The sequence below is a fragment of the Parasegetibacter sp. NRK P23 genome, from assembly GCF_023721715.1.
Lineage (GTDB): Bacteria > Bacteroidota > Bacteroidia > Chitinophagales > Chitinophagaceae > Parasegetibacter.
Window position 1 is genome coordinate 1,138,929 of record NZ_JAMDLG010000001.1, and the last position, 13,626, is coordinate 1,152,554.

Here is a 13,626-nt window from a genome sequence, read left to right on the forward strand (position 1 = left end):
GTTAAAAAGCGTTCACCCCGTTTACTGTGGTGTATTTGAAACTCAGCCGCTGATCGGGATATACATATTTAAAGGCACTTTGCGCCATCAGCGCGGCCTCATGGAAACCACAGAGGATGAGCTTGAGTTTGCCCGGATATGTATTGATGTCACCGATGGCGAAGATACCTTCTACGTTGGTAGAATAATCAAAAGTATTCACCGTAATGGCCGATTTTTCTACGTTCAGTCCCCAGTTCGCGATAGGACCCAGTTTCGGGCTCAATCCAAACAAGGGAATGAAGTAATCGGCCTGTATGGTGTTCAGGTTTTTAGCGTCGTCCTGCACCAGCACCGCGTTCAGCTTACCATTTCCTTCAATCTTCACCACGTTGGCCTTCAGCACCAGGTTGATCCTTCCTTCTTTGGCCAGTTCAAACACTTTTTCAGCGGAATCGGGCGCGCCGCGGAAAGTCTCGCCCCTGTGTACCAGCGTCACCGACGCGGCCACATCAGCGAGGTAGTTGGTCCAGTCGAGGGCGGAATCTCCACCACCCGCCAGCACAATATTTTTGTTTCGGAACACTTCGGGATCTTTCACCATGTAAGCCACCCCTTTGCCTTCAAACTCCTCGAGTTGTTCAACGGCCGGTTTACGGGGCTCAAAACAGCCCAGTCCGGCTGCGATCACGATAACTTTACAGTGCACGGAAGTTTTATCGGAGGTGGTCACTATAAAAGAACCATCTTCCTGTTTCACTACTTCCTCCACTCTTTCGCCGAGGGTGAAAGTGGGCGCGAAGGGTTCAATCTGCTTCATCAGGTTGTCCACCAGTTCCTGGGCGAGTACGCCTGGAGAACCAGGGATATCGTAGATGGGCTTATGGGGATAAATCTCAGAAAGTTGCCCGCCCACCTGCGGCAGGGCATCCATCACATGGCAGCGCATTTTCAGCAGGCCGGCCTCAAACACAGCGAACAGGCCCACCGGACCCGCTCCTATTATGCAAATATCTGTCTGTATCATTTCTTCAGGTTAAAACATGTGCGGGCGCGTGAACACCCAAATTCGTTAAAAATGGCAGCAATTAAACAGATAATCAATCCCTTATGTTCAAAAGAGGGGAAGAATACCTCGCTTTAGACCAACATCTTTTCACGAAAGGAACGGTATAAAGTGCCGCAAAATTACTTTAGTTTCCCCGAACTTGTTTACGATAAGAGGAATTTTACCCGCCGGTGAAGATCATCATCACTGAAATGACCTGAAATCAAGGTAATGCAGCCGATTTATACAGGCCGAAACTGGCCAGGAAAAAACCTTTCCGGGACGAAAGGATGCGCAGCCTTACCTTACGGGCACTGATTTCGGGGAAACGAAGCAGCCGTTTGTAACCAACCGTGGTGCCCTCCGTTACTTTTTTCCAATCGCCATTTTCTTCATATTCCAGCACAAATCGCTCAATCCGCTGGCCGCGGGTAATTTGCTCCTGCAGCAGTAGTACATTAAAAGTCGTACTCTGGGGAAGCATCAGTTCAAGGGTCCCTGTTGTGTCTCCGGGAGCGGGACACCAACTGGTATGCTCTTTTTTATCGAATACTTTTTTAGCGCCTTTCCCAGAGGAGGACAGTTTCGCCTCGGCAGCCAGGTTGTTGCTGAAGGTTTTTTGGATGATCGTGTTCCAGTCGCGGAGGTTTTTCACATCATTTTCGTGCAATAAACCCCGTTTATCCGGGGGGATATTCAACAGGAGCACCCCGTTTTTTCCTACGGAATGGTAGTAAATGTCTTCCAGCTTTTGGGGTGTTTTCACCTGGCTGTCCTCCTTTTCATGGTAGAACCAACCCGGGCGGATGGACACGTCGGTTTCCGCGGGGTACCACACCAGCCCCTTCGCCTTTACAATTTTATCGCGGCTGCCGAGGTCATCGCCCATCATATCGCCGGTAGGCTTAAATGCGAGGCCCTGCTGTGAGTTCGCGGCGATGGATTCCTGGCTCAGGTTGTTCGTGGGCACCACGCTCCATTCTGTATCGCGGCCATAACCCGTTTCCGTACCTACCCAACGCACATCGGGTCCCATAATGGCAATCACCGCTTCAGGCTGCAATTTGCGGATCAGTTGGTACCAGCGTTCAAAATCATACACCTGTTTTTTACCGCTCGGTCCTTCGCCATTGGCGCCATCGAACCATACTTCGTCTACCTTCCCGTAGCGGGTGAGCAGCTCCGTGAGTTGTTCCACGAAGAAGTCGTTATAAGCGGGGGAGCCATAAACTTTGGCATTGCGGTCCCAGGGTGAGAGGTAAACACCGAACCCGATCTTTTCTTTTTTACAAGCCTCGGCCACTTCTTTCACCACATCACCGGCACCGTTTTTCCACGGACTGCTTTTCACAGAATGCGCCGTGGTGGCGGTGGGCCATAAACAGAAACCATCGTGGTGTTTTGCCGTAATAATCACTTGTTTTATGCCCGCGGCTTTGGCGGCTTTCACCCACTGGTGCGCATCCAGTTGCGTCGGGTTAAAAATACGTGGATCTTCCTTTCCATGTCCCCATTCCCTGCCGGTGAAGGTATTCACCCCAAAATGAAAGAATGCGGTAAGCTCCAGGCGCTGCCAACGCAGTTGCCGTGGAGAAGGTGTAACAGCAACAGCTTTATCAATGATTTCCGCTTCCGTATCGCCCGGGGCGATTAATACATAATTGCTCCCCGTGTTTTTCTGCTGCGCGTTGCCCGTTAAAAAACCGGTGATGGCAATACCTGCAGCAAGCCATAGTTTTTTCTTCATCATCTTTCTCTATAAAAACATCCGCCCCACGCCTATTCGTGGGAACGGATGTAAATTAAATTTTCATGGAAAACCATGCGCACCGGACATTCGCAATGTAGTAAGTGATATACGCCCAAAACCTTTGCGCTCAGGGCCTGAACGATTTTGCCACACCCCAGGTGGCCGAAGGTTTCGCCCCCATTTCCACCACCATTGTACCCCCTTTCACCAGCTCACTGTGCCGGAAGAATGACTTCGCATAAGGAACACCGTTCCAGGTGACGCGCTGGATGTATTTGTTTTCCACTGAATTGTTCCTGACGATCAACCGGAACACCTTCCCGCCCTGCAATTTTAATTCAGCGCGGTTCACCACCGGGCTGCCAAAAACATATTCTCCCTTTGAAGGATGTACCGGGTAAAACCCAAGTGCTGAAAATATGTACCAGGCCGACATCTGCCCCACATCTTCGTTCCCGCAAATACCATCGGGCTTTGCCGTGTACATCGAATCGAGGATATGCCGCACTTTATCCGCCGTCTTCCACGGTTGTCCCGCGTACATGTACAGGTAAGTAATGTGGTGACTGGGCTCGTTGCCATGCGCATACTGCCCGATCAGGCCGGAAATATCACTGGAAGCTTCCGCACCCATATCGCCCGATACAGTAAAAAGCGAATCCAGCTTTTTTACAAAACGCTCCTCCCCTCCCAGCAATCTGATCAAACCATCTACATCCTGCGGCGCGAGCCAGGTGTATTGCCAGGCATTTCCCTCACAAAAATCATCTTTGTTGTGTTTCGACTCAAAGGGACTGAATGGCGTTCTCCACTCCGTATCCGTTATTTTCCCACGCATGAACCTGGTGCTTTCATCGTAATAACGGCGGTAATTTTCCGCCCGGGATTGCCAGTATTTAAACGCTTCGGTCCTGCCCATTTTCTTCGCCAGCAATGCAATGCCCGCATCCGCGATGGAATACTCCATTGCCATGGCCACCGATTCATGCATACTGTCCGCGGGGATAAATCCATATTTCTTTACATACTGAATACCGCGTTCTCCTTTCATGGCGGAAGTGATCATGGCATTCAGCACTACTGAATCGGGTACACCGGCCAGTCCTTTCAATGTGGCATCCGCCAATACGGAGACCCCGCTGTAACCAGGCATTGTATTCGTTTCATTGCCCATCAGGTGCCAGATGGGTAATTTCCCCTGTTGTCTGTAAATCGCCAGCATAGACGCAACCATATCTTTCACCCTTTCCGGCTGAAAGATCGTATAGAGTGGATTTGCGGCACGATAGGTATCCCACAGCGAAAAAGTAGTGAGGTTATTAAAGTTCGCCTTCCGGTAGATTTTATCATCCGTGCCCCGGTAATCCTTGTTGTGATCGTTGAACAGGGATGGCGCGATCATTGTGTGGTATAAGGCGGTATAAAACGTTTTTTTACGGTCCTCGTTGTCCGTTTCAATATTGATCTTACCCAGTTCTTTGTTCCAGGCGGCGTCCGCTTTTTGTACTACCGCGTCAAAGTTCCAGTGGGGAATTTCCATCCGTATATTCATCAGCGCGTTTTCTTCACTTACCGGGGATATGCCCACTTTCACGAGTACCGTTTCACTTTTATCGGAAGCGAAGCCTACCACGGCTTTTACCCTTTGCGCCTTTAAAGAAGTACCCTCTTTCTGCTGAATGCTGTCGTACAACCGGATACCGGTGATGGGTTTGGAGAAAACGGCGGTAAAGAAGATTTTCTGAAAAGCCGCCCATCCCCTTGAATACCTGTAACCCGCTATGGTACTATCGTTCACCTGGTGCAGATAGGTTTCCGCAGGATCATCCCATCCAATGCCCGCTTCAAGATCAATGATCACCGCTGACTCCGGAGAAGGCGGGAACACATATTTGTGGAAGCCCACCCTTTCAGACGCGGTGAGTGAAGCATGCACCCCGAAACGCGGTAAGAATACGGAATAATACCCAGGTCTTACCCGTTCGGTTTCACGCGAAAACACGGTGAAATAACCGTCCTCCATTTGCATCCCGGTACGTGACCGGCGCATAGACACCTGTTGGGTAACGGGCATCAGGAGAATATCGCCCAGGTCGCCGATACCTGTACCACTCAGATGGGTATGCGAAAACCCTGTAATGGTGGTATCCGAAATATGGTACCCAGAGCACCAGTCCCATCCTTCCGTGATGTTCACCGGACCCAGTTGCACCGCGCCAAACGGCACATTGGCCCCCAGGAACACATGGCCATGAAAGCCTGTTCCGATGTAAGGATCAACATACTTCGTAAAAGAGGGAGTGGGCTGAGGTTTCACCTGTGCCCCCGCGGGTGAAAAAAACAGGAGGGCACTGGTGAAAAAAGCGGCTGGTAGCAAGGCCTTTTTCATCATTTTCTTACAGTTGTTTTGGTTTTGAACGAGTGGGTCAGACGGGCATCTCTGGAATGCGCGCCAACCACAATATCGTAATTACCCGCGTATAATACCCAGTTTTTATCCCATTTCATCAGTTCCGCGACAGGAATTTCATATTCAACTGTTTGTTTTCCTCCTTTTTGAACGGAAACTCTTTTAAATGCTTTGAGTTCACCCAATGGCATTCCATCCTTTTCAGGATAGCGGATGTACACCTGCGTTACTTCATCTCCATCATAATTCCCGGTATTGGTAATGGAAACGGAAAAGCGAAGCGTATCTTTTGCTGTAACAGTGGTTTGTGGTTTCTTTTCCCAATCGTATTGGAAACTGGTATAGCTTAACCCGTAGCCGAAGGGGTATTGCACGTCGCCTTTGAAATAACGGTAGGTTCTGCCTTCCATTTTATAGCTGTCGTAAGCCGGTAGGTCGCTGAAAGATTTGTAGAAGGTAACGGGCAGTCTTCCCGAAGGAGATACCTTTCCAAAAAGCAGATCGGCGAGGGCATTGCCGCCTTGCTCCCCCGGATACCAGGCGAGCACGATGGCATCCGCATAAGGCTCTATCGCTGAAATATCCACGGCGCTGCCGGCTGTAACCACGGCGATGATGGGTTTATTGTGCTTTTTCCGCAACGCCTTCAGGAAGGCGATGTGCGCGGCGGGCAGACTAAGCGTTTTTTTATCGCCACCACTTTCCGCCAGGAAGGCGTCGCCTTCTTCCCCTTCCAGCACGGGCGTCAGTCCGATCACGGCGATGGTGAGGTCGCTTTCCCCTGCGGCCCAGATGCCACCGAAGCGCGTAGTATCCGTATAATCACTGCCCTGGTCGTATTGCACGGCAGTGGCGGGTCCTGCCGCGAGCGTGATGCCTTCGGCGAAAGTGACCATGTTCCCCGACATGCCATGGTAGTTCGCCACCAGTGCATCCATGGAAGCGGCGTTAGCACCGACGACCATGATGGAACCATATTTATCACGATTCAGAGGAAGCAGGTTAGCAGTATTTTTCAGCAATACCATACTTTGCTGCGCCATTGTTCTGGCCAGGCGCACATTGTGCGCGGTATGCACGCTATCCGCCCCGAAAGCATCGTATTTACCGGTCTTCTTTCCATCATAAAACCCAAGCTTAAATTGTGTATGGAGAATCGGCGCCAACGCATTCGTGATTTCTTCTGCGGTCAACAATTTTCTTTCCACCGCCTTCATCAGATCGCTTTGCAGCAGACTGGAGCAATCGAGGTTAACCCCGGCTTTAATGGCGTCGGCGGCCACCTGCACCGGGTCGTTGGTTGTTTTGTGGAACTGGAAAATATCGTTGAGCGCGCCGCAATCGGTCACCACATGGCCTTTAAAGCGCCATTCCTGCTGTAAGATGTTTTTCAGTAATGTATTTCCCGTGCAACAGGGTTCGCCGTTCACCCTGTTGTACGCGCACATCACGGATTCCACGCCACCGTCCACGAGTTTTTTGAAGGCATACAAATAAGTTTCGCGGAGGTCCTTCTCATTGACGAGGGCATTGAAAGCATGACGCCCTTCTTCGGGACCACTGTGTACCGCGAAATGCTTGGCACAGGCGGCGGTTTTGAGGTGCAGCGGATCATTGCCCTGCATGCCCCTTACAAAAGCAAGACCCATGGTAGCGGTGAGAAAAGGATCTTCTCCATAAGTTTCCTGTCCGCGTCCCCAGCGGGGATCGCGGAAGATGTTGATGTTGGGGCTCCAGAATGTAAGTCCCATATACTGCAATCTTCTATCCATCGCGGTGGAAAGATTGTATTTGGCGCGGGCTTCGTTGGAAATGGCATCAGCGGCGCTTTCCAGGAGTTGATCGTTGAAAGTGGCCGCCATCGCGATGGCCTGGGGAAACACGGTAGCCTCCCCGGCACGGGCCACACCATGCAGCGCCTCGTTCCACCAGTTGTAGGCGGGAATATTCAATCGCGGAACAGGCTTACTGTTGAAGCCCAGCAACGATATTTTTTCTTCCAGCGTGAGCGCCTTCAGCAGCGATTGTACGCGGGTTTCAAGAGGAAGGGATGTGTTGGTGTGGTCCTGCGCATTCAGGAGGACCGGCACCAGCAAACTCAACAGCAACTTCATTTTTCGTTTAAGCATAATCTTAATTTTGTTCCCAACTGCGAACCGCGCCCGGCATCTTCCCAAACATCCTCCCTGCCCGGCGCGGGAAGCAGTCTCATTATAAATTAATACCAACATCTTTAAACCCCGCACATTTTTAAGGAGTGAGGAGTAACCTCCGGGAGATTGCTTCCTGCGTCTGGTTCGCGGGGCGATGGGTTGGTAGAGCACTGGTTGGTGCGGGGGTGGGGTTAAACCCCGCACATTTTTCAAAGGAGTTCGGAGTAGCCTACGGGAGATTGCTTCCTGCGCCTGGTTCGCGGGGCGATGGGTTGGTAGAGCACTGGTTGGTGCGGGCGGGTTTGGGGGCCGCGAACCAGGGCAGTCGCAATTAGTAGGCGAAAGCTAAGGCGGGGGCGGTTTTGCCCACCAGCGCTTTAGGAATGGTGACTACAACATTATCTCCCACTATCTTCCACTTAACGGGTTTGCCGGTTTGCAGGAATTTTAACGGCGCTCCTTTTGCCGGGAGATTGCCTTTCCATTGAAGGGTTGACGGGATTGTTTCTCCTTCTTTAATGCACACGATGGCGAACAGTTTATTATCCTTTTTTCCGCGGGTGAACCAGGTATTTCCATCCTGGTAGATCCCGGTGGTGCGGGTATTGTAGATGGCCTCGCCGTTGCGTTTCATCCAGTCGCCGATGGCTTCCAGGCGATGAATGGCTTCGGGCGGGAACTCACCTTCGGGAGTAGGACCAACGCCCAGCAATAAGCTGCCTCCTTTGGCCACCACTTCCACGAGGGAATGGATCACCTTTGTGGCGGATTTGAATTGGTCGTTGGGCACGAAGCCCCAGTTGTTGGCGAGCGTGAGACAACTTTCCCAGGGATGGTCCAGTTTTGTATCGGGGATGCGCTGTTCCGGAGTCTGGTAGTTTTCGTATGGGCCGTGTACGGTGCGGTCCACGATCAACAGGCCGGGTTGCGCGTTGCGGGCCATCTTCGCGATAGCGGGGATGTCCACTTCCTGGCTGAAGGGCGGGATGGGTGCTCCCCACGACAATACTTCGGCATTTACGGTTTCTTTGGGGCGAACCCAACCGCCATCAAGCCAGAGAATGTCCATTTTGCCATAACCGTGCATCAGTTCACTGATCTGGTTGTAGGTGAATTGTTTGAATTTTTCCCAGCGCCAGGGGTATTTGGTGATATCATAGTTCACGTTACGGTCGGGCGTGGCGTATTTCTTCCACCAGAAATATTCGGAGTGCCAGTCGGGCTTGGAGAAGTAGGCGCCGATCATAAAATCCTTCTGCCTGTAGGCATCAAAAACATATTTCGCCACATCGGCCTTCGGGTTGCCCGCGAATGGACCGTTCGATATTTTATAATCCGATTGTTTGGTATCGAACATATTAAAACCATCGTGGTGCTTGGTGGTGAACACGAGGTATTTCATGCCGGCTTTCTCTGAAACGGCGGCCCATTTTTCCGGATCGAATTTTACGGGATTGAACTTTTCCGACTGCCCCCAATACCATTTTTTATAATCATCGTACGCGATGGTACTGTCGCGGTCTATCCAGGATTCATTGCAGATGGACCAGGATTCAATGATACCCGGTACCGCGTAAATGCCCCAATGGATGATAATGCCGAATTTCTTATCGCGCCATGCTTCGAGTTTTTCTTTTACCAACGGGTCTTCCGGCCATTCATAAACCGAAGACTGGTGGTGCAGGTTGTTCTGCGCCATGCCTGCGGAAAGAAACAGACTCAGTAACAAGGCAAAGATTTTTCCTTTTCTCATATTTAAAAATTATTGTACCTGTGTATGCTGCATCAGCCATTGCAGGTTGAAGCGATAGTACAGGTTGCTGCTTAACAAATGAATCGTATTGTCTGGTGTTTGCGTTGCCGCAAGGTATCCTTTTGGTTCGGCGGTATTTTCATCCATGGTGAATGTTTTGGTCCAGGCACCGCCTTCCAGTAGACGGGTGTTCCCATCGGAAAGTAATTTCACCACTGGCCATGTTGCCCCATCGTCAAAAGACAACGCCGCGTACATGCCTTTTTTCCCTGGAAGAAGTCCGTCGTTTTCACTGAACGATAAGAGAAGAATGGGCCCTTCGTTCAGTCTTTTTAACACCAGTCTTTGCCCGCTGCCCACCGGGGGAAACGGAGACGGCGCATAACGCCAGGTTCTTCCGCCATCAGAAGAAATACTGAGTGGCATCCGGAGTAAGCCATTTTCATTCACGATATCGTCATTCCTGCCGAGCGCCAGCAACCGGCCATCCTTTAGTTCCACCACACCCGCATGTATGCCTGCTATTCTTTTACCCGTGCCTCCGTTAATGAACGGAGGGACTTCGTTCATATCACTGAGCAGGGTCCAGCTTTTTCCTCCATCCATACTCTCGTGCAGCACCGAACCTCCTTTCGGACCAGGCACCGCATCGCATACCTGGATCAGTTTTCCGGAAGAAGTCGCAAACATCCCCGCGATCACCTGGTGACCGGGTTCGTGTTCCGGCTGCACCAGTCTTGGCGCGCTCCAGGTTTCCCCGTTGTTGTTGCTGGTGCGGAACATCATAGCGAGGTTCTGCCAGTCGCCTGCGGCTTCCACGCCGTTCATATGGTATAAAGTGCCTTGTTGATCTGTAAACAATGAAGAGCCGGTCATGTTTCTATCGGGCACTTTACAGAACAAGGTGGCGGGTTCCCAATCTTCTTTTCCCGGCTTCAGTCTCGACTGAAGGATCACCATCTCCCGACCATGTTCCTCATTCGTGGAGAACCAGATGGCCAGCAGGTCGCCGTTTTCGCACCAGGTGATGGCCGGACAATGGTTATGGGCGTAGAACGGAACATTTTCAGCGGGGTTTTTCACGTAGGGCACCGGTGTTTTAAAAACGGGATTGGCGGTTGGTTTCCAAGCGAATTTTTGCTGGTTAACTTCATTCCCGGTTGCTTCTGGCGTAGTAAAACTCTGTTTTCCCGAAACACCCATTACCACACGAAATCCGGTGAGCCAGTGTTTATCCTCCGGCAACATCCCCATCCTGTTGGCGCTCCGTAAATAGTTGAGTCGGGTATTGTGACTACCGCCACGCGTCACCCGGTACAAGCCTGTTCTTCCCCCAGCCGGGTTGGTTTGGGGAGATGACGGGTAAGGCGCATACCAGGAACTACACCATTCTTCGACGTTACCGTGCATATCGTGTAAGCCCCAGGCATTGGCAGGAAACATGGCCACCTGGAGGGAAACAGGTACCGGTGTACGGTTGGTTTGCTGCTGTTTTAAAAAAGCTTTCGGGAAACTATCGCCGGTATTAAAACTGGTTGTGGTTCCTGCACGACAGGCATATTCCCATTCGGCTTCGGTAGGTAAACGATAAGGCTTGCCTTCATTTTTGGAGAGCCATGCACAGAATTGCTGCGCTTCCTGGTAACTCACAAATACGACCGCATCCTGATCGCCGGAAGAAAAGCCGTTTTTACCCCGCAATTGTTTGTGTGAAGGATCAAACATTTCGTACTGCGCATTCGTCACTTCCGTTGCGCCCATGTGAAACGGCCGGGTAAGCGTTACACGATGGGCTTGGCTTTCATCATAGTTCTCCCCTGTTCCTTCACTGCCCATCAGGAAACTTCCTGCCTTAACGGGTACCATCTTCATCCCGATACTGTTCACGAACTGCGCCCGTGCCGGGAACATGAACACTACTGCGGCTATGAGATACAAATACTTCACCCCAACAATTTACAAGTGTTTTTAGTTTCTGTCAACGGCATCGGTTTCCGACAACTTCCATTCGTTGCTGAAGAAGCCCGCTGATTTTATAGCGGAAGCCCCTTGTTTCAGCATCTCCAGCGAAAAGATCATGTAATCGGGGAATCCGCTGGCACCTGCGAAATACTGGTTACCATCCGCCGCCTTCATTCCTTTCAATCCTGTTCCGGTTATCGCGGCCACGGAAGCCGTGTTGGAATGCGCGAGCGGCCATACCAGGTAAGCCGCCAGATCGTCTCCGGTAAAGGTCTTGTTACCGTTCGTGATTTTGTTACGGTCAACCTGGATGGGACAATCTTTCAGCAGCAGGTCCCATGCGCTATTGGTGGAACGGTTACCGACAAGGATCACGCCGCGGTCCCTGTATTTTTCGATGGAATATGCTTTATCGGGAATAATATCCACGGCGCCGTTGCCACGGTAGTACCAGGTTTCGGCATCATAACGCGCTTTGTTGTAGCTCCAGTCGTTCTCTTCCTTCGTTCCGGAAGTTCCGTATACGAACACCATATGGTGTTGGAACGCGTCTTTCAATGTACCATAACGATGTGGTCCTTTCTGCGTGGCGGATGGCCGCGAAACGAGTTGCCATTCACCGGTTTTGTTTGCGAGGAATACACTGTCGGTTGTGGATTTAACGACGTATTTCAGCGTGTTTTTTCCATCGAGTGTGATGTTCAGTTCTTTTCCTGCCATAAAATCTTTCAGTGCGAAAGCCAGCATCGCCACATTTTGTGTTGTACCGGAGATGGTTCCGGCGTTGAGGTCCCTGTTGAGCTGTATACGGCTGTACATCAGCGGATGTTGTTGCTGGTATATACCGGCCCAGTAATAAGCAGCGGATATACCAGGACTGGCGGCGCTGAAATCAATTGTATTCACGGTGGAATCGATGGGGCGTTTGTGCCACTGGAAGAAATCGAACATCGGTTTCCAATCCACGCTGTGGTCGCCGAACCAATGGCTGCCGCCGGGATATTCATAATAACTCATATCGGGATGGAAAGTACCCAGCAACTGCCGCATCTGGCGGGCATAAGTGACGGGCACCGTTCTATCGGCATCGCCGTGAAAAACATATACGCCAAGTGGCTTGTAGTTGAACGCAAGTTTGGGTACATCGCTCTGGTTGCTGGAGCGGAGCAATAGTTGTTCGAGCGGATCGGCGCTGGAATCGGGGATGAGTCCATCTGCGGAGCCGTATCCTTTCATGGTAGGGTATCCCGCGCAGGGCGCGATGGCGGCCCATTTATCGGGATAGGTGGCGCCGAGGAACCAGGTACCGTGCCCACCCATGGAGTGACCCGTAAGGTAGATCGATTGGGGATCGGGGTTAAATTTATTTTTTGCGATATTCAGTACTTCGAGGGCATCGAGCCTGCCCCAGTCTTCCCAGTTGAAACCGCGCGGCCTTCTGTTGGTGGCGGCCACGAGTGTACCCCAGTCTTTGGAGCGGTACGCCCTTGCCTGCCCCAGCGCTTCTACACCGGCACCATGTACGGAGAGGAAAAGCGCGTTGCCTTTGTCGCCGTTCCTGGGTGTAACGGCGTAATACTGCAGACTTCCATCCATATCGCTCACAAAAGTATTGCTGTAAGATTCGGTTGGCAGCACGGCTTCCACTTCAAAACTTTTGGTATCCTGTACTTTTCCCTCTTTCAGCAACACCGCTTCACAACTGAACTTCCCCTTTTCATGAACGCCTGTACCATCAAAACCCACCGCTACTTTCCTGGAAGACATCGCCGGGATAGCTGGAATGGCCGTTACCTTTTCTTTGCCATCCAACCTGGTTCGGATCTGCAACCCGTTCATGGGCGCATTGGTTGTATTCAGCACCACTAAACCAGCCATCGCATTCGCTTCCTGCTTACCGATCACAATGCTGGGCAATGTAAGATCTTCCGTATTCAGTTGTAAAGCTTTCGGCGACAATTGCAAAGCTGCTTCAATAAATGCACCGCGTACATAAAATTCGTTCAGCCCCTTCTTCAGGGCAACGGGAATGTACATGTAACCGAGGTTGTACACGTCTCCGGTATGAATGGCGCCATTCACATACACAGCACTGTTTCCTTTTACATTCAATACAGCGGTTTGTGCCTTCGGGGCAGTATAGGTGAGGTAAACATAAGCGCCTCCTCTGCCGATAGCGCCGCGCTGCGACTGCATATTCACACCAGGACCCGCGGGCACACCGGGATTCCGTTGCTCTGTATTAATGGTCCTTAACCTGTTGGCGCTGTCGGCTTCTATTTTGATCCAGGTGATTTTCTCCCCTTTTTCGTTGGTGGAAAAAACGGCACCAGCGGTGGGTGTTTTCAACGAACCGTTGTACAGGTGATATGCCAGGGGATCGGTGAATACAGCTTCACGTCCGTAACGGGTGCCGGTTGGGGCGATGAGGCCGGAGCGGAACTGGTGGATGTGCTGGGCGGAGGTGGATGTAAAGAAGATGAGTTGTTCTAAGACTATTAAAATAGTTAAATGTTTCATTATATTTTAAATATAAAGGGGAGGTATATTTCCTCCCCTAGATTAAAAAAT

The 13,626-nt window shown here is 51.2% G+C and carries 7 protein-coding genes; all 7 read right to left on the bottom strand.

What is annotated here, in order from left to right; translation table 11 throughout:
- Window position 1: 1 nt before the first annotated feature.
- Entirely contained in the window at window positions 2–1,006 is a 1,005-nt protein-coding gene (locus M4J38_RS04540) for an NAD(P)/FAD-dependent oxidoreductase (RefSeq protein WP_251758344.1), read from the bottom strand.
- Window positions 1,007–1,250: 244 nt separating this feature from the next.
- On the bottom strand, window positions 1,251–2,777 hold the full coding sequence (locus tag M4J38_RS04545) for an alpha-L-fucosidase (RefSeq protein ID WP_251758345.1): 1,527 nt from the start codon (window positions 2,775–2,777) through the stop codon (window positions 1,251–1,253).
- A gap of 127 nt (window positions 2,778–2,904) precedes the next feature.
- Window positions 2,905–5,169: a GH92 family glycosyl hydrolase gene (locus M4J38_RS04550; protein WP_251758346.1), complete on the bottom strand. Its 2,265-nt coding sequence runs from the start codon at window positions 5,167–5,169 to the stop codon at window positions 2,905–2,907.
- Window positions 5,166–7,316 carry a glycoside hydrolase family 3 N-terminal domain-containing protein gene (locus M4J38_RS04555; protein ID WP_251758347.1) on the bottom strand — a complete coding sequence of 717 codons (2,151 nt, stop codon included), beginning with the start codon at window positions 7,314–7,316 and terminating at the stop codon, window positions 5,166–5,168. Before M4J38_RS04555 ends, M4J38_RS04550 begins: the two co-directional genes overlap by 4 nt.
- Window positions 7,317–7,671: 355 nt before the next feature.
- Window positions 7,672–9,093 carry an alpha-L-fucosidase gene (locus M4J38_RS04560; RefSeq protein WP_251758348.1) on the bottom strand — a complete coding sequence of 474 codons (1,422 nt, stop codon included), beginning with the start codon at window positions 9,091–9,093 and terminating at the stop codon, window positions 7,672–7,674.
- Between the two features lie 9 nt (window positions 9,094–9,102).
- Entirely contained in the window at window positions 9,103–11,040 is a 1,938-nt protein-coding gene (locus M4J38_RS04565; protein WP_251758349.1) for an SUMF1/EgtB/PvdO family nonheme iron enzyme, read from the bottom strand.
- Between the two features lie 21 nt (window positions 11,041–11,061).
- The gene (locus tag M4J38_RS04570; protein ID WP_251758350.1) at window positions 11,062–13,575 is read right to left on the bottom strand and encodes a prolyl oligopeptidase family serine peptidase; all 2,514 of its coding nucleotides are present in this window, start codon (window positions 13,573–13,575) and stop codon (window positions 11,062–11,064) included.
- Between the last annotated feature and the right edge of the window lie 51 nt (window positions 13,576–13,626).

What these genes read in the sequence shown, in the direction of transcription:
- M4J38_RS04560 (WP_251758348.1), bottom strand. Translation starts at nt 9,093, where the DNA reads ATGAGAAAAGGAAAAATCTTTGCCTTGTTACTGAGTCTGTTTCTTTCC.
- M4J38_RS04545 (WP_251758345.1), bottom strand. Translation starts at nt 2,777, where the DNA reads ATGATGAAGAAAAAACTATGGCTTGCTGCAGGTATTGCCATCACCGGT.
- M4J38_RS04555 (WP_251758347.1), bottom strand. Translation starts at nt 7,316, where the DNA reads ATGCTTAAACGAAAAATGAAGTTGCTGTTGAGTTTGCTGGTGCCGGTC.
- M4J38_RS04540 (WP_251758344.1), bottom strand. Translation starts at nt 1,006, where the DNA reads ATGATACAGACAGATATTTGCATAATAGGAGCGGGTCCGGTGGGCCTG.
- M4J38_RS04570 (WP_251758350.1), bottom strand. Translation starts at nt 13,575, where the DNA reads ATGAAACATTTAACTATTTTAATAGTCTTAGAACAACTCATCTTCTTT.
- M4J38_RS04550 (WP_251758346.1), bottom strand. Translation starts at nt 5,169, where the DNA reads ATGATGAAAAAGGCCTTGCTACCAGCCGCTTTTTTCACCAGTGCCCTC.